Genomic DNA, 24,243 nt, shown 5'->3' with positions numbered 1-24,243 from the left:
ATGTCGTTGCGGAGAACAACGCGGGAAATAAAAAGCCCCGGTGAACGAAAACAACAGATGCACCTCTAGCTCAACTGGCAGAGCAATTGACTCTTAATCAATGGGTTCCGGGTTCGAGTCCCGGGGGGTGCACCAGCGAGAAACCCCGTCTTCGCAGGCTTAGCGGCCTGCAGGACGGGGTTTCTTTTTTGTTGCCGAAAAGGAGCCGCACCGGGCCGGGATTCTTCGGAATCTGACACAGCGGGCTGGACAGACGCTTGCCCCGCCGGGCCGAGATGACTTGCCATTCAAAGAACTGACCGTAGACTCGGCCCATGTCTGGTCCTGGGGGAACGAAAACGGACCGCTGCGCTGCGGCCCTCATTGTTGGCATGGTTCTGGCCGGCGGCGTGGCCTCCTGCGCCTACGAGGACGAGGACGACGGCGATCCGCAGCCGGCGGCGGCCGGGCAAAGTCACCGACCTGCGCCCCCCGTCCCGACCAAAGATCCGGGAGTTCTGGGCGTGGAAGCGAGCAACTACGCCGAACTGCACAAGCGTCTGGCCGAACCTCCCGGCTCCGTGCTCCTGTCCGATGCCGGCCCGGCCGACGGGCCAGGGGTTGGCTTCAGCAAATCCGCAAAGGTGATGACGGCCGGTCCGCACACGGTCACCGCCGCCTGCGTGGGCATCCCCCATGCCCAGATTTACCTCTCCCAAAACACGACGGCCGGGACCGAGCACATGGTATTCGAGGTCGATTGCTCCGGAACCCAGTCACAAGTCGTCCAACTGCAGAAGGGCTACGTCAGTGCCCAATTGACCCGGCAGGACCCGACCGCCGCCTGGACCGGGGCAGTCGCCGGAATCAAAATCACGGGCCAGTGAGCGGTCCAGAGCCGTCTGTCATTTGTCCGCCCATGATCCGCCTGACGAGACGCGCCAGCGGCGTTCCACTCATGCCGAAAGACCGTGGACATCCCCGCGTGGCTGTTCGAGAATCGGAATGTGCCCCCGACCGAGCAGTACGGGCTTTTCTTCGAAGGTGACCCGCTGCCGATGCGCTCCCTGCGCACCGCGTGGTTGCTGGCCCTATGCCTGGGCTTCACCGGCGCGGACCGGTTCTACCTGCGCCGACCCGTCACCGGCACGCTGAAGCTGCTGACGCTCGGCGGGCTCGGGATCTGGTGGCTCATTGACCTGTTCCGGATCACCAAAGAACACGCCGCCGACGGTGCATCCATGCCATTGGCCGGGACCAGCTCCCTGCGGCGGGGTCTGCATATGGCCTCGACTGTCCTGGCCGCAACCCTCGTGGGTGCGGTGTTCTGCGTCATCGCAGCCCCCGTCACTGGGGCCCTCACCGCCACCGCCGCCGCCATGAATGCGCTGCTGAGCCCGGCACCGCCGCCACCGATGAAAGAGTGGGTCACCGTCGCCGAGGCCTCCGCCGCTAAACCCACGGGGCCGGTCGTGACCGCCACCGGCAAGCTCCACATCGAGTACAGCTTCGCCGGACCGGCCGTCGTCTACCTCCAACCCGCGAAAGGGCAGGCACTCACCGTTCTTTCCTTGGTCAAGGCCCGCTCCGGGGCGATCGGCGTCGTCCTGGCCCCGGGGACTTACACGCTCACGGTCAGCACTACCGGCACTTCCTGGACGCTGAAGGCCGAGGAATACCGGCTCCGTCGGTAGCGCCGGGCCGGCCACCGGACTCCGGTGCTGCAACTACGGATCATCTTCCCCGGATGAGGTCCACACCCATGGTGCGGGCAGACAATGGTCGGACCCGCGCAAGGCAGGTCTCCCTGCCGCAATCCATTTCGGAAAGGAGCCTCCAATGTCCAGACCACACCCGATCCTTGCAGGATCGATCGCAGCCGGGGCAGCGATCGCACTGCTCACGGGCTGCGGCCCCTCCAGCCCCGGCACCAGTGTCAGCAGCGCCCGAGCGGAGAAGAACGTTTCGCAGGCCTGCGCTGCTGCCAGTGCCTTCGCCGGAGCCCTGACAAATTTCAAACAGACACTTAAACCTGGTGCCACGGTGGAACAGATCAAATCGGCACGAGAACAGGTCGCGAAGACCTACGACGACCTGGTCAACGCCAGCCAGGACGTAGCCAAAGACGAGATGGACGCCGTCAAAAAGGCCGAAAACAACTTCGACCAAGCCGTCAGAGCCGTCCCGGATGACGCCACCCTGACTCAGGCGGCCGCCTCCCTGCGGGACGACGCAGCCAACGTCCAGGCCGCGGTCAGTGACCTCCAGACGTCGACCAAATGCTGACGCCAAGGGTTTTCTGGGCAGGCCCGCAGCCAGCCTCAGACCTGCCCCAGCTGCATTCCCTTACAACACCGCTCCTATCGAAAGCAGGGAAGTTGACATGAGTTTCTTGGAAGACTTTTGGGATTTTTTCTGGTGGTTTTTCTGCGTGTATGCAGTCATCGCCTTCCTCTGGCTGTTGTTCGCCGTCTTTGGGGACCTGTTCCGCGACGACAAGCTGAGCGGCTGGTGGAAAGCCGTCTGGATCCTCTTCCTCGTCTTCGTACCCTTGTTGGGCGTGCTGGTGTATGTAATTGCCCGCGGTAAGGGTATGACGGAGCGGTCCATGGAGCGGGCGCGGGCGAACCGGGAGGCTTCGGATGCGTACATCCGTAGCGTCGCGACAGCCAGTCCAAGCGAGGAGATCTCCAAAGCCACGGCTCTTCGCGACTCTGGAACCATCAGCGCTGATGAGTTTGAAAGGATCAAGAGCAAAGCACTGGTCTGAGAGCGCCATCGGCCCGGTACCGCGAGGCAGCAGACTCAATGACCTTGGACGCAGTGTTGTCTGAGTCCTCGATCAGCGCAACACTTCCCGCACTGGCTCCATGCCCCGTTCTGGCGGCCCGGAGGCTGGTTCCCAGCCATAGAGGGCGTGCTCGCAGGCGGCTCGGACCGGCCGGAGGCCACGAGGCCTGAACCGGTCAAATGTACTCTGGCTGCGCTCAGGAAGCCGGGCTAATATCCGGCTATCACTCCGTTTTGAAAAGGAGAACCCCTTGTCCGAAGAATCAATAAGCATAGTCGTGCCGGTGATGCACGACCTGGTTGCGGGCTGATGTCCACAGACCAGGTGCCCACAACCCGGCGCCCTCCTGGCCCGGGACCCGGTAAGTCCATGTACTCCGTCGAGGCCGAGACACTGATCAACGCCCGAAGCTCCACCGTCTGGGACATCATCACCGATGCCCGGAACTACACCGTCTGGGAATCCGGCATCACCCACATCAGGGGCGAGCTGCGCAACGGTGCCACCATCAGAATCCGCACTCACACCGGAGGGAACCGCACCTTCCGGCTGCGCGTCCAGCAGATGCCCGGCGAGGTAATGACCTGGACCCAGGGCCTGCCCCTGGGCCTGCTCACCGGCGTGCGCACCTTCACGCTTGAACCCCTGGGCGCCATGACGCGCCTGCGCGTAAAAGAAGAGTTCACTGGCCCGCTTTGCGGACTCCTGCTCTGGGAGTTTGTGTCCGACACGCAGCAGGCTTTCATCGATTACGTCAACGCCGTGAGGAAACGCGCCGAAATCCTCGGCCGACACCCCAAGACCACGGCGTCATAAGGACACCTTCAGGAAGGCCACGGATACATCCCTGCGGACCCTTGTTGGCTGGCCGCTTTTAGGTCTAGCGTGGGGTTTGCCGGGCCAGTGTGCGCATGAACACGCGCTGGAGGGGGACCGTACAGTGATCATCTAACGCGCCTTCGGGGTCTCAAAGGCGGAGGAACTTGATGGCGATGATGGCTGGCCCGGAAATCCACCCGCAGCATTCTTTGGCCGGCCGGGGCGTGTATCTCCTCGACGACCATGAGGTGGTGAGGCGAGGCCTGCGCCAACTGTTGGGCTCAGATGGTCTGAGGATCGCCGGTGAGTCAGGGTCCGCGCGTGTAGCTGTCCGGCGGACGCCTGCCCTTCGGCCGGCGCTGGTCATTGTTGATGATGATCTTCCGGACGGTTCCGGTGCGGAGGTGTGCCGGGCCATCGCCGCGGCGGACCCGGCCATCCGGTGTGTGCTGATGACCGACGACAGCGACGAAGCCGTGCTGATCGAAGCCATTCTGGCCGGCGCGTGGGGGTGCCTCTCCAAGCAGGACGACGGCAGGGAACAGCTCAGGCTCATCCGCCGGGCCTTGGCCGGGCACACCGCGTACAGCGGACGGTTCCAGCCCGCGCTCCTTGCCCCGTCCACCCCGCCCGGGCCGCAACGCCTGGATAAAAGACTCCTGACCCTCACGAGACAGGAAACGAATGCCGCCATCGGCCTGGGGAAAGGGCTGAGCAACCGCCAGATCAGCAAGGAGATGATGCTGGCGGAAAAGACCGTGAAGAATTTGGTCTCGTCCGTGCTGGCGAAACTCGGCATGGCACGCAGGACGGAGGCCGCCGTGCTCATCACCAGGGCGCTGAATCCTTCGGAGGACCCCGCCGGCTGCGACTACCGGTTCAGCCCGTACCCGGATCTGATCGCCGAGGTCACGACGGCACTGCTGAACTGCACCAGCGAGTCCCGCACGGTGCCACCCACAGACGAACTGCGGGCAAGGGACGCCGGGCGGCTTGCCGACGCACTTGCCGCGACCCAGACCGATCGGCGGGGATTCCGCCCGCTGCAAAGCCGGACTTAGGAACCCCGGACCCCGGCCTCCCGTCCGGACCGCGTTTAGTTCTTGGGCACGCCGGAGCTGCCACCGGTGTTCCGCCGCCGGACCAGGCGCAGCGCCCAAAGGACGACTAGGGTCACGCCTGCGACGACTGCCGCCAACACCAGGGCCGCCAGAAGCACCATCACGTGCCAACCCTCAAGCCTCATCGGTTCCCCCGGTGCCTGACGCTGGAGTCCGGACCAGCCGTCACCGTTGGCTGACGAAGACCGAGATGACGATGATGCCGCCGATGACATCCAGTACGCCCAGGACTTTTCCGGCGGTGGCATTGACCCCTTCTGCCTCGGCCCGTCGGGCCATAATGAACGCCACGACCCCCGCCGCGATACCGAACAGAAACAGCCCGATGATGCCGATGATGATGGAGGAGCGACGGTATTTCTGCCCCTGGCGCAGGTGGAAGGCGGCCGCCTCCGAACCTGTCGGGTCATTCAGTGCCGCGGTTTCGCTATGCAGGCGGTTCGACTCACCCATGTATTCCCCCAAATTTTTAGGCCCCAGTCGGCGCAATTGAGAGGCTACTCCCTATTCGGCAGGACGGGTAGGCCCCCGATTCCGCGTCCGCCACGTTGCCTGCCTGGCAGCCTGTCCTTCGATGAAGTCCCTGGCCTGTTACTGGCAGCGGCCGGCATTACTGGCCTTCACGTCTCCCCACGGCGCCCTGGGACGGTGGACCGACCCCTTCCCCGGGGGCTGACCAGGCTTCCGACACGGCCTTGGGGACACCGCCACAACGGCCAATGCCGCCAACGCAAAACCTTTTTCCTCACAAAGGAGCCTCGCCGGGCCGGGATTGCCTGGCGGCCGGCAATGGAACCCTACGATGGTGAGGATGAACTCCATCCGGAAGGTCTGGTACGCGTCCGCCGTGGCCCTGCTGCTCGCGGCGACGCCGCTAGTGGTTGCGCTGCCCGCAGCGGCCGGACCGTGTAAGCCAGGCGGCCTTCTCCCCGTGAAGGTCTGCCCCGCCTCGCCAACGCCGGGCCCACCGTCCGCTTCCCCGACGCCCAGCGCGACACCACCGGGAACCACAGCGCCGCCGTCGGCCGCCGCGCCGTCCCAACCGCCGTCGCAAGGCCGGGTCCCCGGGCAGGTCGCGGCGCCCCCGACGCCCGGGCCCGTCCCCTCCGCCAGCCAAGGGGCCGCGGCCCCACCGGCCACTGGTGTTGTTCCGTCCTCAGCCACGGCGGGCACGTCCACACCTGAAGCACCGGATGCGGGTCAGGGCTCGGAGCCCTCAACTGCGAATCCTCCCGGCGCCGCGGCCGGCCGCGTTGGTCCCGGTCTGGACGGGTCAAGCGGTCTCGTCGGAGGACTCCTGCTGGCGCTCAGCGGCCTCCTCATAGGTCTCTCCGCGGCCATTGGCCTCCGCCGGCCAGCGCGGCCGTAAAACGGCCATGAAACGGCCGCCGAACCGTCACAGCGAACTGTGTGGTTCAGCGGCCGCCTAATTCACTTCGTTCCGTCAGACCTTCTCGCGGGACCGGTCGCGCACTTTCTCCGGTTCCTCGACCGTGAACTCCTTGCTGCGGCGGGGGAAGGCCCAGAACCTGAATTCCTGCGCCTCCGCCCGGGTCTCCGGGCGATCCTCAGATTCCTTTGCGGCATCCTTCCTGGTATCCCGCCAGGAATCCCTGTTGTACGGATAGCACATCACTGACCTCCTTCATGGTGATTGCCTATTAATCGTCCTCCCGATCCGCTGGCGCGTCGATACTTCCGGACCGCCCTTTCCGCCTGAAGGGCAGAACGGCCCAAGGGTTCCAGTGGGCGGTCCGGCGACGCCAGGCGGTCTTCCCGCCGCCCCGGGCCGCGGCTAGACTCCACCCAACGCACCACTCCGACATGTGGGGGGAATCATGGAGTTGCTCATCCTGGCCGGCGCGGCCGTACTCATCGTGATCGCGACCATCGTCCGTGACCTGCGGCAAAAGTCCAGGCGCATACGTGCCGGTTCGGACCCCGAATCCGAACGGGCCGTGCGGGATTTCCGGCACGGGAAGACCGTTGGCCTCTCCCAATTCGTCGGCCTCGACAACACTGGTCACCGCCGCTAACGGCCGCTCCCCCATCTTCCTCGCAGCCGCCCCGATGTACGCTCTGTCTCAGAACAGAGAGTGCGTTGAACAAGCGAACGCGCCACGCCCCGCAAAGGATGAACAGCCATGACCGTCCCGCCCAACGCTTCCGCCCCTGCGCCCGGCTGGTATCCGGACCCGGCAGGCTCCGGCAGGCTTCAGTGGTGGAACGGTTCGGCATGGACCGGACAGTTCAGCGCGCCCCAGGTCCAGCCAGCGCCGCCCCAACATCCGGTGCCACAGCGAAGGCGCATCAGTGACCGGACACCGGTGTACAACGCGTACATCTGGACGATTGTGGCCCTGCCGCTCGTGTCGCTCATCCTGCTGATGTTCTGGAACCCTGTGCTCCGGCTGCGCACCGTGGGCCCGCGCCAAGTCCAGACGCTTGATCCGGCGTCGATCTTCACGGCGCCCTACTTCCTCCTGGTGGCCATCAGCCTCGTGGCCTACGGCGTGTCCGCACTCCTGGCGTACCTGGACTGGGACCGGCTGCGCAAGGACGGCGTTGTCCGGCCGTTCCACTGGGCGTGGGTGTTCCTCAGCAGGGAGCTCTACGTGATTGGCCGCTCCGTGATCGTCCACGAGGTTGCCCCGCGGCGCGGGCTCGCCCCGGTGTGGGTCACGATCAGCGTCATCTTGCTCACGGTGGTGCTCACCGGCCTCAAAATGTCCGCCATCGTGGCCACCCTGGCGAACCAGGCCGTGACGATATAAGGCGGGATCGAGCCGGGGCAAATGCAGCCCGGGATCCGCCGGTGGTTAGAGCCGCCGGCTAGTTGGCGCCGCCGGTCAGTTCAGCGGGACGATCTGGACGGCGACGCCCGGCTCGGCAGCGACGCCCGGCTCGGCAGCGACGTCCGGCGCCGCAGCGGCGCCCGGCTCGGCGGCCACGACGATGGCCTTGGCCTCCGGCGAGGAGGACTTGGTTGCCAGCACCCTGACCACCGTCTGGAGCTCCTGGCGCAGCAGGTCGGGGTCGATGGGCGTGGCGGCGAGCACGGAGCGTTCCATGTCGGCGGCCGCGGCAACGGCCTGGCGCCCCTGGTCAGTCATCGACACCACGTGGCTGCGCCGGTCGGAGGTGCTGCGCTGCCGCGAAATGTGGCCRTGCGCCTCCAGCCGGCTCAGTGTCTTGCCCATCGTCTGGGCCTGGACCCGGACGAGTTGGGCCAATTGGGCTTGCGTCATCGGCCCATTCGCCGAGAGCACCTCCATGGCGATCACCCCGGCATGGGTCAGGCCAATGGCCCCCAATTTTTCGTTCCAGGAGTGTTCTACGAGACGTGCTGCCGTGGACAATAGGCGGCCCGTGGGCCAGCGATCCATATCAGGCATACCCAAGAGTATAGCGAGCAGCGGATTGGTCCGGCGCCGATCGCGTCACTACGCTGGATGATCACCCCATTTCATGACGAACCTCACCAAGGAGACACCCGTGCCTGAGCGACTCGCCGCCGGTGCCACAGCACCGGATTTCACCCTCAAGAATGCCGAAGGACAGGACGTCAGCCTGCGCGATTTCCGGGGCCGGAAGACCGTGATCTACTTCTACCCGGCGGCCGCCACGCCCGGATGCACCAAGCAGGCCTGCGATTTCCGGGATTCCCTCGGCGCGCTTCAGGCCGCGGGTTTCGACGTGGTGGGCATCTCCCCCGACCCCGTCGGGAAGCTCGCGGCGTTCGCGGCCGCCGAAGGGCTGACCTTCCCGCTGCTCTCCGACGAGGACCACTCCGTCGCCGAGGCGTATGCGGCCTGGGGCGAAAAGAAAAACTACGGCAAGACCTACCAAGGCCTCATCCGCTCAACCATCGTTGTCGACGAAGACGGCCAGGTTGCCGTCGCGCAGTACAACGTCCGGGCCACCGGGCATGTCGCCAAACTTCGCCGCGACCTGAAACTCGACGCCTAATCCCCACGTCTCCGGTCTGTCCGCCCGCGGGCAGCCGTTGCAACCGGCAATAGGTACAATAGAGCCTGGCGTCCGCCGCCGGGGTTCCCGGGACGACGACGGCGCCGCGCGCGAGTGGTGAAATTGGCAGACACGCAGGATTTAGGTTCCTGTGCCTTCGGGCGTGGGGGTTCAAGTCCCCCCTTGCGCACAGAGAGAACCCCGGTCTTCGGACCGGGGTTCTCGTGCTTTCCGGCGTTATCCCGGGGTTTTTCAGGAGTTTTGACGAGGCCAAAAAGAATTTCACATCCGCACCCATCCGTTTCCTCCGAGCAGCCGAATACCCATTGAGACACCAACCAAGGGTCGGTGCCCAACAGTCGGGAAAGGGCCGCAGCGGCAAAGTTCGCCGCCGGCAACCATCGGCACAACAAAGGAGAAACCGAAATGCAGAACATCAAGCGCACCACGTTCGCCGTTGCAGGTATCGCAGCCGCCGCCATGCTCAGCCTCACTGCCTGTGGCGGATCCACCACTGCCTCCTCGGCAGCCAACTCCTCGGCACCGTCCTCCGCGCCGTCGGAGTCCAGCATGGCGTCCCCGTCGACGAGCGCCTCCGCCGCCGCCATGGATCCGGCCGCCAACCTCGTCGGCTCCGGCTGCGCCGCCTACGCCGCCCAGGTTCCCAGCGGTGCCGGCTCCGTTTCCGGCATGGCACTTGACCCGGTAGCCACCGCGGCGTCCAACAACCCGATCCTCACCACCCTGACCGCCGCCGTTTCCGGCAAGCTCAACCCCAAGGTCAACCTGGTGGACACGCTCAACGGCAGCGAGTTCACCGTCTTTGCCCCGACGGATGACGCCTTCAAGAAGATCGACCCGGCCACGATCGAGGCCCTGAAGACGGACGACGCCACGTTGAGCAAGATCCTGACTTACCACGTGGTCCCCGGCAAGATCACCCCGGACCAGATCGTCGGCACCCACAAGACGGTTCAGGGCGGTTCGGTGACGGTCACCGGCACCAAGGATGCCCTCAAGGTTGACGGCGCCAACGTCGTCTGCGGCGGCGTCCAGACCGCCAACGCCACTGTCTACATGGTCGACTCAGTCCTGATGCCCAAGTAAGCAGCCCTTTTGCACTCCTGCCCGGCTCCAGCCTGACTCCCTGGAGCACTAGGAGAAGCGCAGGCCCGCACCCCCAGGTGCGGGCCTCCGCTTTTTGCGCCGCCCGTGCGCCGTGCGACGATGTGCCACAAAAGCTGGCGGACCCGGCTGTCAACTAGACTGGGGCTGGTCCGCAGCCGGCGGACCATCCAGTTCCCAGAGGTGATTCCCGAGTGCCCAGCAGTACAGTGCCCAGCAGGACAGTGCGGCGGATTGCCGCCAGCATCGGGGCCGCCCTCCTTGTCCTGCCGCTCGCGTCCTGCACGGGCAGCCTCGGCCCGGCACCCACCTCCCCCACCGCCTCTGCCACCGCCAGCGCGGCCCCCACCGCGGTTTTCACCTTCGGCACCGGCTCGGAGCCGCTGGGCCTCGATCCTGCCCTGGTCTCCGACGTCGAGTCCTACCGCGTCACCCGGCAGGTCCTGGAAGGCCTGGTGGGCGTAGACCAGACCACCGGCCAGCCCACGCCGCTGCTGGCCACCGAATGGTCCCAGAGCGATGAAGGCAAGACCTACGAGTTCAGGCTGCGCGAGAACGTCACATTCCAGGACGGGACGCCGTTCGATGCCGCCGCGGTGTGCACCAACTTCAACCGCTGGTTCAACTTCTCGCCGGCCCTCCGCGAACAGGCCACGGGCACCACATTCAAGGGCGTCTTCAAGGCCCACGCGGACCAGGCGCCGCTGTCCATTTACAAGAACTGCACCGCCGTTGCGCCGGACAACGTGCGGATCGGCCTCACCCAGCCCTTCACCGGTTTCCTCCAGGCCCTCACCCTCCCGGCATTCGCGATCTCCTCGCCCAAGGCCCTCGCCGCGGAGAACGCGGACGTCCTGAACCAGAGCCGCGGCGGGCAGCCGGTGTCCGCCTACGGCCTCCACCCGGTGGGCACCGGACCGTACGTTTTCGGCTCCTGGGACCCAGGCAGCATCTCCCTGGCCAGCAACAAGGACTACTGGGGGGACAAGGGACAGATCGGGGCCATCAAGTTCGTGACCTACGATCACCCGCAGACCCGGATGCAGGCACTCCTGGACGGCAAGATCGACGCCTACGACGCCGTCACCGTGGGAAACTTCGACCAACTGGTCAAGAACGGAAAGCAGATCATCCAGCGGGACCCGTTCTCCGTGATGTACCTGGGCATGAACCAGGAAGTCCCCATCCTGCGGAACCTCAAGGTGCGCCAGGCGATCGAGATGGCGCTGGACAAGGACACGCTGATCCGCCGGTTCTTCATCGACAACACGGCCCAGGCGTCCCAGTTCGTTCCGCCCAAGCTCAGCGGCTTCAACAACAACGCCGCCGCGCTCGGCTACAACCCGGGCAAGGCCAAGGAACTCCTGGCCGAGGCCGGCTACAAGGGCGAGGAGCTGAAGTTCTACTATCCGCTCAACGTCACCCGGCCCTACCTGCCGACGCCGGAAAAGGTGTACGCCGAAATCAGCCGGCAGCTGACCGCCGTCGGGATCAACGTCAAGCCCGTGCCAGTGGACTGGGCAGACGGCTACCTGCAGAAGGTCACCTCCCCGGGCGACCACGCCCTGCACCTGCTGGGCTGGAACGGCTCGTATGCGGACGCCGACAATTTCGTGGGCCCGCTCTTCGGCGAGAACACCGGCGAATTCGGCTACCAGGATCCCCAGGTCTTCTCCAAGATCGCCCGGGCCCGGGGCCTGCCGGACGGCAAGGACCGCACCGAGGAGTACCAGACCATCAATGGGCAGATCGCGGCCACGGTGCCCGCGGTTCCCATTGCCTTCCCGATCTCGGCACTGGCGCTCTCGGACCGGGTCCTGAAGTACCCGGCGTCGCCGGTGCTGAACGAAGTTTTCACAAAGGTCGAGCTAAGGCCTTGACGCCCGGGGTCAATTTCAGTTAGTGGGCGGTGCGGGATATTCTGTGACAGCCAGAGCCGCTGCTATCGGAGACTGATTGTGACTTTCATTTCCAAGACCCAACATGCCGACGTCGTCCTGATCGGCGGCGGCATCATGAGCGCCACGCTCGGCGCCTTCATCAAGCAGCTTGAGCCGAACTGGACCGTCTCGCTGTTTGAGAAGCTCGACGAACCGGGACTGGAAAGCTCCGGCCCATGGAACAACGCCGGCACCGGACATGCCGCCCTGTGTGAGCTTAATTACTCCCCCGCAGCCAAAGACGGCTCGGTGGACCCCGGCAAGGCACTGAACATCAATGAGCAGTTCCAGCTGTCCCGCCAGTTCTGGTCCCACCTCGTCTCGAAGTCCCTGATCGGCTCCCCCAAGGGTTTCATCAACACCGTTCCGCACATGAGCTTCGTGATCGGCGAGGACCATACCAAGTTCCTCCGCGCCCGCTACGAGGCGCTCAAGCCGAACCCGCTGTTCCGCTCGATGGAATATTCCGAGGACCACGCCCAGATCGCCAAGTGGGCCCCGCTGATCGTCAAGGGCCGCGACCCCAAGCAGCGGGTCGCGGCAACCCGCGCCGCCGAGGGCACCGACGTCGACTTCGGCGCCCTGACCCGCGAGCTGACCACATACCTGGGCAACAACGGCGTGGAGATCAACTACGGCCACATCGTCAGCGACATCAAGCGCGCGTCCGGCGGCGGCTGGGACCTGTCGCTGAAACACCCCAGCAGCGGCGAGCACGGTTCCATCCGCGCGAAATTCGTGTTTGTCGGTGCGGGCGGCGGCGCCCTGCACCTGCTGCAGGCCTCCGGCATCCCCGAGAGCAAGGGATTTGGCGGTTTCCCGGTCTCCGGCCAGTTCTTCCGCTGCACCGACGAGACCCTCGCGGCCCAGCACAGCGCGAAGGTCTACGGCCAGGCGTCTGTCGGCGCCCCGCCCATGTCCGTGCCGCACCTGGATACCCGCTACGTCAACGGCAAGCGTTCCCTGCTGTTCGGCCCGTACGCCGGCTTCTCCACGAACTTCCTCAAGAACGGCTCCTACCTGGACCTTCCGCTGTCCATCCGCCCCTCCAACATCATCCCGATGCTGGCCGTGGCCAAGGACAACATGGACCTCACCGCCTACCTGATCAAGGAAGTCGCCAAGCGCCACGGCGACAAGGTCGAGGCCCTGCGGGAGTACTACCCCGAGGCCAAGGACGGCGACTGGGAGCTCATCACCGCCGGCCAGCGGGTCCAGATCATCAAGAAGGACCCGAAGAAGGGCGGCGTGCTGCAGTTCGGCACCGAGGTCATCGCCGGACGCGACGGCAGCATCGGCGCGCTGCTCGGCGCCTCCCCGGGCGCGTCCACGGCCGTGCCGATCATGATCGAGTTGCTCCAGAAGACCTTCCCCAAGAACTTCAAGGGCTGGCAGTCCAAGCTCAAGGACATGATGCCCGGCTACGGCGTCAAGCTCAACGACAACCCTGAGCTCGCCGCCAAGCTGGAGGCCGAGACGGCCAAGACGCTGCAGCTCGAACAGGTCACAGCCCGCAACTAAGCCGGGGCCCGGCCATGGCTGGTCTACACTGCTGGTTTGGGACCGCTGCAACTCGGTGACGTCCCCGTTTTTGATGTCCCGTTGTTCAGGACGCCCCCGACCCACCAGGAGACCATGAGATGTTCCGGCTCGCAAAGCTGTCTCTCGCCAACCGGGCCCTGATCGCGCTGATTACGGTGTTCGCTTGCGTTTTCGGCGTGATCACGATGTCCTCGCTGAAGCAGGAGCTCATCCCCTCCATCGAGTTCCCGCAGATCACCGTCATCTCCTCGATGCCCGGCGCGTCACCGGAAGTGGTGGACAAGCAGATCAGTGCCCCGCTGGAAAAGGCGCTGAACAGCGTCGAGGGGCTGGAGTCGACGTCGTCGACGTCCCGGAACGGCGTCTCGCAGATCTCCCTGGCGTTCACGTACGGCTCCAACCTGGACCGGGCCCGGAACCAGATCGACCGCGCCATCTCCAACGCCAAGCAGGCCCTGCCGAAAGACGTCCAGCCGCAGGCGATCGCCGGGAGCATCAGCGACTTCCCGATCGTGTTCCTGGCCGTGTCTTCGGACAAACCGCTCAGCGAACTCAACGCCGATCTCGCCCGTCTCAGCGTCCCTGTGCTGCAGAAGCTCGACGGCGTCAGGGGCGCCGACGTGACCGGCGGCGCCACGCAGCACATCCAGATCCTGCCACGGCCCAAGGACCTGGCCGCGTCCGGTGCGGGCATCCAGTCCATCAGCGACGCGCTAAAGAACAACGGGGCATTGGTTCCGGCCGGCACCATCGAGGAACAGGGCAAGACCCTCTCGTTGCAGATCGGCAGCCCGGTGGACTCCCTCGACGCGATCAAGGCCCTCCCCCTGGGCGCGGCCCGGGATGCGGCGACGATCGGCGACGTGGCGGACGTCAGCCTGGTCGAGGACGCCCGCACGTCAATCACGCGGACCAACGGCAAGGAAACTCTGGCCCTGTCCGTGACCAAGAAGCCCGAGGGCGACACCGTCGCGATCTCCCACGCGGTCAAGGACGCCATCCCGCAGCTCGAGGCGGAGCTAGGCGCCAACGCCAAGTTCACCCCGGTCTTCGACCAGGCACCGTTCATTGAAAAGTCCATCAAGGACCTCACCACCGAGGGCCTGCTGGGACTGGGCTTCGCCGTCCTGGTGATCCTGGTGTTCCTCATGTCCGTGCGCGCAACCCTGGTCACGGCCGTGTCCATCCCGCTGTCCCTGCTGATCACGTTCATCGGTCTCTCGGCCACCGGCTACTCGCTCAACATCCTGACCCTTGGCGCGCTCACCATCGCAATCGGCCGCGTGGTGGACGACTCGATCGTGGTCATCGAAAACATCAAGCGGCACCTGAGCTACGGCGAGGACAAGATCACCGCGATCGTGACCGCCATCCGCGAAGTCGCCGGCGCCATCACGGCGTCCACCCTGACCACTGTGGCCGTCTTCCTGCCCATCGCCTTCGTCGGCGATCTGGCCGGTGCACTGTTCCGGCCGTTCGCCCTGACCGTGACCATCGCCCTGCTCTCCTCGCTGCTGGTCTCGCTGACCATCGTGCCGGTGCTGGCCTACTGGTTCCTGCGCACACCCGTCGTCACCGGCTCCCCGGAGGCCATTGCCGCCAAGGCGCACGAGGCCGAGCAGCGCACGCTCCTGCAGCGCGGCTACCTGCCCGTCCTGACCGGTACGCAGCGGCACCCCGTCCTCACACTCATCGCAGCGGGGCTGGTGCTGGCCGGCACCGTGGCGATGTCCCCGCTGCTCGCCACCGACCTCCTGGGCCGCTCCGGCGAGAACAGCATGACCGTCAAGCAGGCCCTGCCGGCGGGGACCAGCCTCGCCGAGGCCAGCGCCTCGGCCATCCGGGTCGAGGACACCCTGCGGGGCATCGACGGGATCAAGGACGTCCAGGCCACCACCGGCAACGCCCAGACCGGGTTCTCCGCCCTGCTCTCCTCCGGCGCGTCGAATTCGACGTTCACCGTGGTGACGGACGAGAAAGCCAACCAGGGCAAGCTCCAGGACACCGTCCGCAGCGAACTCTCCAAGCTCGGCGACGCCGGAAAGATCACGGTCGGTTCCCAGCAGGGCGGCTTCGGAAGTTCCTCGACCGTGGACATCACCCTCAAGGCCGCCACCACCGCCGATCTCCGGACCGCCAGTGACGCGATGGTCAAGGCCATGGACGGCGTTCCCGGCAGCAGCGAGGTGGCCACCAACCTGGCCGCCAGCCAGCCGGTGGTCCAGGTCAAGGTGGACCGCGCCAAGGCCGTCGCGGCCGGCCTGAACGAAGAGCGCGTGGCCGGGGTCCTGGCCGCCACGATCAGCCCGATTCCGGCCGGGACAGTCCGCATCGACACCAACGACTTCCCGGTCCGGATCGGCGAGGGCACCCGCTTCACGAGCATCGAGGCCGTCCGGGACATCCCGCTCCCGACCGCGGCCGGCGCCGTCCCGCTGGGCAGCATCGCCTCCGTGGAGCAGGTGGACGTCCCCGTCTCCATCACCGCCAGCAACGGCCAGCGCACCGCGCGGGTGTCGGTGACGCCGTCGGGCTCCAACCTCGGCGCGGTCAGCACCGAAGTGCAGAACCGGCTCAAGTCAGTCCAGTTGCCGTCCGGGGTGACCGCCACGATCGGCGGCGCCACGACGCAGCAGGCCGATTCGTTCCGCCAGCTGGGACTCGCGCTGCTGGCCGCCATCGCTATCGTTTATGTGATCATGGTGGCTGCGTTCAAGTCTCTCGTGCAGCCGCTGATCCTGTTGGTCTCCGTCCCGTTCGCCGCGACAGGCGCAATCGCCCTGCTCGTGGTGACCGGCGTGCCGCTGGGTCTGCCGTCGCTGATCGGCATGTTGATGCTTGTGGGCATCGTGGTGACCAACGCGATTGTGCTGATCGACCTCATCAATCAGTACCGCCAGCCACGCAACGGTGAACCCGGGATGAACGTGGCGGACGCGATCACGCACGGCGCCCGCCAGCGCCTCCGCCCCATCCTCATGACGGCGCTCGCCACGGTGTTCGCCCTGACACCGATGGCGCTGGGCCTGACAGGCGGCGGCGGATTCATCTCCCAGCCCCTGGCGATCGTGGTGATCGGCGGCCTGATCTCCTCCACCGCCCTCACGCTCATCCTGGTCCCGGTGCTGTACCGGCTCGTCGAAGGCCGGCGTGAGGGCAGGGCGCTACAGAAGTCGCTGCGCCGCGGACGCCATTCCGGGCCGGCCGTGACCGAGGACTTCCCCGACGACTTCCCCGAAGATGYGCCCCTGCCAACCGGCTCGCACTAGGAACCAGAACCCGGCGTCCCAGCCTTGTCCCGCGATGCCCGGTGCATCCCGTGGGCTGCTTTGGCTGCGGCACGGGATCCGTGGGTCCCCTTCGAGAGTTTCTGGCGGCCACCGGCCGTCCCGACGGCGTCCCTGTGCCGGGGTCCGCTGGACACCAGGGCCGCGAGGGTTGCGGGCGCGGCGGGCTTCGTCACTTCGCGAGCCGGGTTGCCGGAATACGTTGCATTCTCGGGGACGTCCTCGCCCTTCATCAGGAGGGCGTCGGCACCGAGCGCCGAACCATCCTGCATCGTCACTCCGTAGTTGACCCAGCTGTCCACGCCAAGGGAACAGTTGTTGCCAATCACGATGTGGTCGGACTTGAAGGCTCCGTCTTCCATGGAGTGGCCTTGAATGGTTGTTCCTTCGTTAAAGGCACAGTCATCACCGATAGCCACAAGTGTTTTCTCCGGCAAGTTGGCGCCGGAATCGTAGAGCCGCTTGCCCACCTTGACGCCCAACATTCTCCAAATCATGGGCTTGAAGGGTGTCCCATTAAAGCCCGGCATGGCCAGCAGCTTCCAGAGGCGTTCGTGCCGCCAGAAGTAGGGGTCGTAGATAGAGCAGTACTGCGGCTTCAAGCGGCGGAAGCCCATGACCGAACGCTCCACCAGCACTGTGATCAGTACGCGGAACACCAGCAAGGCGAGCATCATGGCGGCGATCGCCAGCACACCGAGGAAGCTGAATGCCGATACGGCAACGGCTCCGCAGAGGGTGGCAACGAACAACAGGAACCAGCGCACGCCCAGGAACAGCACCATGCTCACGATGTTGTGCCGGTTCTTTGCCGGGAGAGCCCTGTTCCTCGCCTCCGCAATCTTCTGTTCATCAAACTGGGCGTCACGCTGAACAGACCGGGGAATCTCGAACGGCGGTGACCCCAGCAGACCCACATCCGCACGGATCGGACCGTCGATCGGAATCATCACCTTCGTGGCCAAAAGACAGTTCTCCCCGACCCGGGATCCGATCGGAACGGTGATGGCATTACCGAGGAAGTTGTGGCCGGCCAGGCGCACCTGTGAGAGACGGAACGACGTGCTGGAGAAGTCGGCGTTCATCATGTTGAGGCCGTCCGCGACCATAGTTCCTGTTCCCACTGAGCTCAGGAACGGCGACTCGTGGGCCAGTGTGGGGCCGAAGTTTGACCCGGTTTGCTCCACCCTGCCGAGGTCATAACCCAAGGCCTTCAGATAGTGCACGATGTACGAACTGTCGCCGAAGACATCTTTGTACAGTTTGATGTTGGAAACGCGGGCGATCATGCGCTGGATGGTGAAGTGCACCCCGTACAGCGGATAGACCTTTTCCGGCTTGATGAAGCGGCTCAGCAAACGTGGGATGGTGAAAAGGATGATCAGGCCGGTGATCAGCCCGACAACGTACAGAACGAGGGTTACGGCGAGTACGTCGAGAAAGAAGCTCGAGGAGCCCAGCTGCAGGTGCCCGGTATTCAGGTAGGGCGGCAGGAGCAAGGCAAGCCCGAGAACGCCGGCCGGAACCACCAGAACCAGACGGTTGAACAACTGGAGCAGGCTGAAAATGACCCTGCGTCGCGTGCTGCAATTGGCGGCCGGGACACGCAGGTAATTGGTGTTGGTGCGCGCAGCAGGCGAACCGTGCCAGATCTGTCCATCAGGTACGGCCTGCGGCGTCTGCAACGATGAAGCGTGTCCCAGCTGAGTGTCGTCTCCCATCGACGTACCGATGTCCAGCGTGGTTTTCTCCGACACAAGGACATTTCTGCCCAGCACCACGGGGCCGGTATCAATCATGCCCGAGCGTGCCCGATAGCAGCTGAACGAGGAGTTTTTTTGGATGACGGTGTTATCGCCGACGGTAAACAGATCCGTACACACCGGCACCTTCCGGGAGAAGATCACCACTCCCTTGCCTATCTTTGCCCCCAGGAGCCGAAGGTACAGCACATAGAGCGGCGAGCCAGCGAACAGGACCAATGGATTTGCCCTGGTAAGTGTCTTGACCGCCCAGAACCGGAGATAAGCCGGGCTCCATATTCGGATGTGCCCCGGCTTCCACCGCCCAACCAGAATCCACTTGGCGAGGATCGGGGTCACGGAAAGGATCAGGAACATGGCGGCACCGAAACCAATGGACCGCAACCACATGTCAAATGGATTGCTGCCCCCGGACGTCCACTGGAAGCCGATGATCAGCAGGGAAGCAGCGTACGAAATGTAACCCAGGAAAATCAGCAGCTGAATTGCCCCGCACATGACGAACTGGAGGGTGCTGGGTGTTGGCCCCGATGCCGGGGGCACAAGATCGGCCTCAAGGACGGCCGCGCTAAGAACAGATTCACTGTGCCGGGTTTCGAGACACGCGGCAAGCTGCCGAACCGTCGGGTTCTCGTAGATATCCTGCATCGCGGCTGCGGGCAGGGCGGTTTCTTTCCTGATGCGGGCGCAATAGCGCGCCATCAACAACGAGTCGGCACCGAGGTCGTTGAAGAAGTGGGCATCGGTAGAGACCTTGTCAAGACTCAGAACGGCGCCAAGCTGCGCTGCCAGCGCCTCTTCGGCGGCGGTTGTCGGGGCGGTAAAGGACCCCGCGGCCGCCCGACTGATCCTGTGCTCCGGGCGGGGCAGCCGCTTCCTGTCCACTTTGTCGCTGGCCATCATGGGAATGGCGTCCAGCTGTTCAAAGTAGGCAGGAACCATGTAGCCGGGAAGCCTGGTGCGCAGCATCCGGTGGAGGTCGTGGGCATCAACGCCCTCCACGTCCTGGCGCAGGGTGTAGTAGGCGGCCAGTTCCACGGTTCCTTGTTCCGGCTCATAGGTCTGAACGACTGCTTGAGCAATACCGGGGAGCTGCAGGAGGACGGATTCTATTTCGCTCAGTTCGATGCGGTAGCCGCGTATTTTGACCTGGGTATCGATCCGGCCGAAGTATTCGAGTTGCCCGTCGTCGTTCACCCGGCCAAGATCCCCGGTGCGATAAATCCGGCCGGAAGGATTATTCTCAATTCCCAGGAAATCTGGGACAAAGGCCTTCTCCGTCAGGTCCTGACGGTTCACGTAGCCGCGCGCCAGGCCCACCCCGGCGAGGCCGATTTCCCCTGTTTCGCCGCGGGGCAGGGCCCGGAGCTCAGCGGGATCCACAATGACCGCCGTGTAGGTCGGCAACGGCACACCCAGGGACACCGGCAAGTCCGGGTCGAGGACCGACCAAGTGGCAGTCACGGTCGCCTCGGTCGGGCCGTAGACGTTCAGGAAGCGCCGCCCGGGGCGGTGCCAGCGCATCACGAGATCCTTAGGGCAAGCCTCCCCGGAAACCAGCAGAAACCGCAGGCCGGGCAGATCTTCGTCAAGCGTCGCCAGCAGCGTTGGAACGCAGCAAAGGGCGGTGATCCGTTTTTCCTGCAGGAATTCCGCGAGTTCGGCGCCCAGCATGCTGGACCGGCCCGGCTTGGGCACCAGAGTGGCTCCGACCATCCAGGCAACCCAGATTTCCTCCACCGAAAAATCGAAGGCGATCGTCATGCCCTGGTACACACGGTCCGTGGACTCAATCCCGTAGATGTCAGAGGCCACCCGGACAAAATTGCAGATGCTGGCCTGCTCCACCGCCACGCCCTTGGGCCGGCCGGTCGAACCGGAGGTGTAGATGATGTACGCCAGTTCATCCTTCGTTCCGCCATGGTCCGCGCTGCCCAGGCGGGAGGGGTCCTTGGCGTCGATCTGCGCCTGCACATCATCGACACACACCGTGACTGCGGCCACCTCTGGCAGCAGGTCCTTCAGATGGGACAGTGACAGGACCATGGCCACATTGGCGTCCTCAACAATGTATTGAAGGCGGTCAGGTGGAAATCCGGGATCCAAGGGAACATAGGCCGCGTGGATCTTCAGAACGGCAAGCATCGCCACGTAGGCCCGCCACGGCTGGTCGAACAGCAGGGCGATGCGGTCACCCGGCCGGGCACCGCACACCAGGAGATGCCGCGCCAGCTGGTTAGCCCGTTCATCCAGCTCCGTGTACGTTAGGACAACGTCGCCCGCATCCACGGCAACCTGGTCGCCCTTCCCCTGTTCGCGCAAGTGGTCGCAGCTATCCTCAAACAGCTGGTCCAACCGCTCGCCCCGCCGCCAGCGCGCGGCCTGATCGGGCGCGGCCGATGTCAGGACAGTTCCCCCCTCCGAGCCGCCGATCATCGACATTTTTCCCCGCAACTCGGGAGGACTGGTGAGGCCGTTGCCGATCCTCGCGGTCTTGCCCATCCTTTAGCTCCTTCGCTAGAAGTGACGTGCCACAGTTCTGTCGCCCCGCGGAACAGGGGTCATATCCTGGCCAGAAATCGCAACCCACGTCTCGACCGGGGGGTCAACAGTGGGCATGAGGTGGCCCTCATGACCGGCCATCGTTCCCTCGTCCGCCGGAGCCATGCCGAAGGCCCGCCGGACAGCGCGCTCGGCATCCGCGAGCCGGTCGGCGTGCGTGACAACCCCCACGGACGTCTCGGAGATGTCGACGAGATCGAGCTCCACATCGGCGTCGGACAGGGCCTTGAGGAAGGTGCAGAAAATTTCCGGGGAAGACCGCATGCCCAGTCCGGTGATGGACACCCGGCCCACCTGACCGTCGTGCTGCAAACCCTGAAATCCAATTGCTCCCTTTTCGGCGTCCAGCACAGCAAGGGCGTTGCCTGCGTGGGCAGCAGGCACGATCAGTGCAACGTCGGAACGCCTCGGGCCTGGGCCGGCCGTATTCTGGACAATTGCCTGGACGTGCGCCCCCGAACGCGAGAGGACGTGCAGGATGCGCGCCATGCTGTCCGGCTGGTCCGGCATTCCAACAACAGTGATTTTTGAAGTCGAGTTGACCCCTGCTACTCCGGTCACCTCGGGTTGCTCCCTGGCCGGCTGGAGGACTGGATGACGGTCAAGGCCTGGCAGGATCAGCGTCCCTGGCTCCGGCACGAAGGAGGACCTCACATGGATCGGAATACCGAACCGGCGGGCATATTCCACACACCGCAGGTGCAGTACTTTGCAACCGGAGGCGGCGAATTCAAGCATTTCCTCGCTCGAGAGGACCTCGATCTTTCGCGCCGTCGGGACGACCCGGGGGTCCGCAGTGTAGACGCCGTCGACGTCCGTGTAGATCTCGCAGATATCGGCCCCGAGCGCCGCGGCCAGCGCGACCGCGGTGAGATCTGAGCCGCCGCGGCCGAGCGTGGTCACCTTGTTCCGTTTCTGCGTCCTGCCTTGAAATCCTGCAACGATAGGGACTTCGCCACGGGCCAGACTACTGCGGACGCGGTCCGGCCTGACATCGGTAATGTGTGCCTTGCCGTGGATGCTGTCGGTAATGAGGCCGGCCGCACTGCCGGTAAACGTGCGGGGCAGCTGGCCAAGATCCGCCAGGGCAATCGCCAAAAGTGCCGAGGACACAAGTTCCCCGATGCTCAGAAGGGCGTCGAGGTCCACAGGAAGCGGCCGGGCGGAAACTTCCGCGGCAAGGTCGCAGAGTTCATCGGTGGTGTCCCCCATGGCGGACACCACTGCCACGACCCGGTAACCGTTGGTCCGCGTTTTGGCTATCCGCTCGGCTGCCCGGAGGATACCCGCGGCATCCGCCAGGGATGAACCACCAAACTTTTGTACGATAACACTTCCCGGGGGAATCGCCCGGTCGGTTTCCGCTAGATCACTGTCGATAAGAGCTGTTGCCTTGCGGGTGACCATTTCTCTCCCCGAAATCTACTTCGATTCTTGCAAGGGGCCCTGGCCCCTGTGAGCCGTCTCTGCCCTGTACGGATGCTCAAATGGTTGATCCCAAGGCGACCGGCTCTCCGGTCACAGTCACTGCGGCTGCAGCGAGAATATCGAGTCCCTTCTGTAGATCCTCGGGGCTGATAGTCAGCGCGGGCATCGTCTTGACAACCTCACCTTCCGGGCCGGAAGTTTCCACGAGCAGGCCCCGGGCAAACGATTCAGCCGCGATCTTCTCCGCAGTCTGGGGGTTGGGGTAGTGAACACCCGCGAGCAGTCCCCGGCCACGGACCGTGGCGCCGTCGACGCCCGCTGCGATCTGGGTAAGCCCCTCGTGGAGCTGCGAAATGAGCCCCGCGACGCCTGACTGGAAAGTGCCGTCCTGCCAGTAGTGTTCCAAGGCAGCCGTGCCAGTGACGAATGCCGGGTTGTGCCCCCGGAATGTTCCGTTGTGCTCGCCAGGCTTCCAGATATCCAATCCGGGTTTGAACAGTGTCAGCGCCAAAGGCAGCCCAAAGCCCGAGATGGACTTCGACAGGCAGACGATATCTGGAGTGATCCCCGCCTCCTCAAAGCTGAAGAAGGTCCCGGTCCGTCCGCATCCGGCCTGTACATCATCAACGATGAGCAGGATGTCATGTTGACGGCACAGCTCCGCAAGGCCTTGCAGCCAGGACGCCCGGGCGGCCCTGAGCCCACCCTCGCCCTGGACGGTCTCCACGATCACAGCTGCGGGTTTATCGATGCCCGAGCCCCTGTCCTCCAGGGCTTGCCGGAGCCACAGAAAGTCCGGCATCTGACCGTTGAAAAATCCGTCATAGGRCATGCTCGATGTATTCGTCAGCGGAACGCCGGCTCCCTGCCGTTTCATTGAATTGCCCGTGACTGACAACGATCCCAGGGTCATCCCGTGAAACGCATTGGTGAAGCTCAGGACATGCTGCCTACTGGTAACCTTCCGGGCGAGCTTCAGGGCCGCCTCCACTGAGTTTGTTCCCGTCGGACCGGGGAACATGACTTTATAGTCCAAGTTCCTGGGTTTGAGGATCAACTCCCGGAATGTCTCCAGGAAGCGCCGCTTGGCGGGTGTTTTCATGTCGAGTGAGTGAACGATTGCGCCCGAGAGAAGATAGTCCACCAGTGGCTGCAGCAGCACGGGGTTGTTGTGCCCGTAGTTCAGCGCTCCGGCGCCGGAAAAGAAGTCCAGATATTCTCTGCCGTCTTCGCTGTAGAGGCTGCTGCCTGCCGCACGCTCAAACACGGTGTCCCAACTGCGGCAGTAGCTGCGGACCTCTGACTCCAAGCTTTCGAAGATATCCATCTGTCGATGTCCCCCGTACTTCCGACTAACGAAGTTTCCCGAGCGCAAAGTCAACTCAGGCTTCCGGATGACGGGCACGGAAAGGAGACAGTGCAGCATCTGTGGCGCACTGACCGTTGCTTTCACGGGGCCCGTATTTACTCCCGTATAGAGGTTTTCGATACGGGAACTGGGCAGATCATTGGCGCCTGCCCAAACGCTTATCCGTTCTTATCGTAGGCTCAGGAAACACACAGCACCTGAGTAGCGGGTACCTGTCTTTTCCCCTTAAATGGCTGATTAACTACCCGATTCTATGGAGGTCCATCACCTCAGGCGGCCCCGGCTACTTGGGAAAAATGCCGGCGGCCGGGCATCCGTTGGAGGTGGCCGCCGACACCATGGACATCCGACTTCCTGGGTGAATGGGACGGCGAATGAGGGGCGTCTAGCCGGTCTTCGCCATCGCGTAGGCCACGGTGCCGTAGGCCAGGGCGCCGGACATTTCCTGGAGCAGTTCCGGGTTGGTGTTGGCGATGGTGTCGCAGGCCTCGTGGTAGCAGGGATCGAGGTCCTTGCCGGCCGCCCCGCCATAGGACTGGGCCTGGGCC

20 protein-coding genes and 2 tRNA genes are annotated in these 24,243 nt (G+C 64.6%); 15 read left to right on the top strand and 7 right to left on the bottom strand.

Annotated elements, in window-relative coordinates:
- Positions 1 to 59 precede the first annotated feature (59 nt).
- From AC1DZQ_RS13775 to AC1DZQ_RS13745, 7 genes are all read left to right on the top strand, one after another.
- Positions 60 to 135: transfer RNA gene (locus AC1DZQ_RS13775), tRNA-Lys, on the top strand.
- A 179-nt stretch (positions 136 to 314) separates the two neighbouring features.
- Positions 315 to 866, top strand: coding sequence for a hypothetical protein (locus tag AC1DZQ_RS13770; protein ID WP_476964061.1), 552 nt, complete (start codon positions 315 to 317; stop codon positions 864 to 866).
- Positions 867 to 986: 120 nt separating this feature from the next.
- Positions 987 to 1,673 (top strand): TM2 domain-containing protein, encoded by a 687-nt coding sequence (locus tag AC1DZQ_RS13765; protein ID WP_476964060.1) that lies wholly within the window; start codon positions 987 to 989, stop codon positions 1,671 to 1,673.
- Between the two features lie 145 nt (positions 1,674 to 1,818).
- Positions 1,819 to 2,265, top strand: coding sequence for a hypothetical protein (locus AC1DZQ_RS13760; protein ID WP_476964059.1), 447 nt, complete (start codon positions 1,819 to 1,821; stop codon positions 2,263 to 2,265).
- Between the two features lie 97 nt (positions 2,266 to 2,362).
- Positions 2,363 to 2,749: an SHOCT domain-containing protein gene (locus AC1DZQ_RS13755; protein WP_476964058.1), complete on the top strand. Its 387-nt coding sequence runs from the start codon at positions 2,363 to 2,365 to the stop codon at positions 2,747 to 2,749.
- Positions 2,750 to 3,139: 390 nt separating this feature from the next.
- Positions 3,140 to 3,586, top strand: coding sequence for an SRPBCC domain-containing protein (locus AC1DZQ_RS13750; RefSeq protein WP_476964057.1), 447 nt, complete (start codon positions 3,140 to 3,142; stop codon positions 3,584 to 3,586).
- Positions 3,587 to 3,756: 170 nt separating this feature from the next.
- Positions 3,757 to 4,650 carry a response regulator gene (locus AC1DZQ_RS13745; protein WP_476964056.1) on the top strand — a complete coding sequence of 298 codons (894 nt, stop codon included), beginning with the start codon at positions 3,757 to 3,759 and terminating at the stop codon, positions 4,648 to 4,650.
- A gap of 35 nt (positions 4,651 to 4,685) precedes the next feature.
- Here the strand turns inward: AC1DZQ_RS13745 and AC1DZQ_RS13740 are convergent, their stop codons facing one another.
- The 3 genes from AC1DZQ_RS13740 to AC1DZQ_RS13730 form a co-directional block, all read right to left on the bottom strand.
- Positions 4,686 to 4,814 (bottom strand): hypothetical protein, encoded by a 129-nt coding sequence (locus AC1DZQ_RS13740; RefSeq protein ID WP_476964055.1) that lies wholly within the window; start codon positions 4,812 to 4,814, stop codon positions 4,686 to 4,688.
- Positions 4,815 to 4,875: 61 nt separating this feature from the next.
- The gene (locus AC1DZQ_RS13735; RefSeq protein WP_476964054.1) at positions 4,876 to 5,163 is read right to left on the bottom strand and encodes a hypothetical protein; all 288 of its coding nucleotides are present in this window, start codon (positions 5,161 to 5,163) and stop codon (positions 4,876 to 4,878) included.
- A 991-nt stretch (positions 5,164 to 6,154) separates the two neighbouring features.
- Positions 6,155 to 6,343, bottom strand: a complete 189-nt coding sequence (locus AC1DZQ_RS13730; protein WP_476964053.1) for a hypothetical protein — start codon at positions 6,341 to 6,343, stop codon at positions 6,155 to 6,157.
- A 205-nt stretch (positions 6,344 to 6,548) separates the two neighbouring features.
- Here AC1DZQ_RS13730 and AC1DZQ_RS13725 point away from each other — a divergent pair, with 205 nt between their 5' ends.
- Together AC1DZQ_RS13725 and AC1DZQ_RS13720 are read left to right on the top strand one after the other, a co-directional pair.
- Positions 6,549 to 6,746 carry a hypothetical protein gene (locus AC1DZQ_RS13725; RefSeq protein ID WP_476964052.1) on the top strand — a complete coding sequence of 66 codons (198 nt, stop codon included), beginning with the start codon at positions 6,549 to 6,551 and terminating at the stop codon, positions 6,744 to 6,746.
- Between the two features lie 108 nt (positions 6,747 to 6,854).
- Positions 6,855 to 7,484 carry a DUF2510 domain-containing protein gene (locus AC1DZQ_RS13720; protein ID WP_476964051.1) on the top strand — a complete coding sequence of 210 codons (630 nt, stop codon included), beginning with the start codon at positions 6,855 to 6,857 and terminating at the stop codon, positions 7,482 to 7,484.
- 75 nt (positions 7,485 to 7,559) lie between these two features.
- On the opposite strand, the gene AC1DZQ_RS13715 is transcribed toward AC1DZQ_RS13720, so the two are convergent.
- On the bottom strand, positions 7,560 to 8,096 hold the full coding sequence (locus AC1DZQ_RS13715; RefSeq protein ID WP_476964155.1) for a MarR family winged helix-turn-helix transcriptional regulator: 537 nt from the start codon (positions 8,094 to 8,096) through the stop codon (positions 7,560 to 7,562).
- Between the two features lie 109 nt (positions 8,097 to 8,205).
- Here AC1DZQ_RS13715 and bcp point away from each other — a divergent pair, with 109 nt between their 5' ends.
- From bcp to AC1DZQ_RS13685, 6 genes are all read left to right on the top strand, one after another.
- On the top strand, positions 8,206 to 8,679 hold the full coding sequence (bcp, locus tag AC1DZQ_RS13710) for a thioredoxin-dependent thiol peroxidase (RefSeq protein WP_476964050.1): 474 nt from the start codon (positions 8,206 to 8,208) through the stop codon (positions 8,677 to 8,679).
- A gap of 108 nt (positions 8,680 to 8,787) precedes the next feature.
- Positions 8,788 to 8,869, top strand: a tRNA-Leu gene (locus AC1DZQ_RS13705).
- A gap of 236 nt (positions 8,870 to 9,105) precedes the next feature.
- Positions 9,106 to 9,786: a fasciclin domain-containing protein gene (locus tag AC1DZQ_RS13700; RefSeq protein ID WP_476964049.1), complete on the top strand. Its 681-nt coding sequence runs from the start codon at positions 9,106 to 9,108 to the stop codon at positions 9,784 to 9,786.
- A 242-nt stretch (positions 9,787 to 10,028) separates the two neighbouring features.
- Complete coding sequence (locus AC1DZQ_RS13695) at positions 10,029 to 11,684, top strand: ABC transporter substrate-binding protein (RefSeq protein ID WP_476964154.1); 1,656 nt, start codon at positions 10,029 to 10,031, stop codon at positions 11,682 to 11,684.
- A 78-nt stretch (positions 11,685 to 11,762) separates the two neighbouring features.
- Positions 11,763 to 13,265, top strand: a complete 1,503-nt coding sequence (locus tag AC1DZQ_RS13690) for a malate:quinone oxidoreductase (protein WP_476964048.1) — start codon at positions 11,763 to 11,765, stop codon at positions 13,263 to 13,265.
- A gap of 119 nt (positions 13,266 to 13,384) precedes the next feature.
- Positions 13,385 to 16,555, top strand: a complete 3,171-nt coding sequence (locus AC1DZQ_RS13685; protein ID WP_476964047.1) for an efflux RND transporter permease subunit — start codon at positions 13,385 to 13,387, stop codon at positions 16,553 to 16,555.
- Here the strand turns inward: AC1DZQ_RS13685 and AC1DZQ_RS13680 are convergent.
- From AC1DZQ_RS13680 to ectB, 3 genes are all read right to left on the bottom strand, one after another.
- Entirely contained in the window at positions 16,552 to 20,838 is a 4,287-nt protein-coding gene (locus tag AC1DZQ_RS13680; protein ID WP_476964046.1) for a Pls/PosA family non-ribosomal peptide synthetase, read from the bottom strand. The genes AC1DZQ_RS13685 and AC1DZQ_RS13680 overlap by 4 nt on opposite strands.
- A gap of 15 nt (positions 20,839 to 20,853) precedes the next feature.
- A complete protein-coding gene (locus tag AC1DZQ_RS13675) occupies positions 20,854 to 22,305 on the bottom strand; it encodes an aspartate kinase (RefSeq protein WP_476964045.1) in 1,452 nt (483 codons plus the stop codon).
- 76 nt (positions 22,306 to 22,381) lie between these two features.
- Entirely contained in the window at positions 22,382 to 23,653 is a 1,272-nt protein-coding gene (ectB, locus tag AC1DZQ_RS13670) for a diaminobutyrate--2-oxoglutarate transaminase (protein WP_476964044.1), read from the bottom strand.
- Positions 23,654 to 24,243: the final 590 nt, after the last annotated feature.

The sequence above is a fragment of the Arthrobacter sp. P1_C12_2 genome (assembly GCF_056406415.1).
The sequence above is the reverse complement of the archived record's forward strand: the minus strand, read 5'-3'. Positions and strand labels throughout refer to the sequence as shown.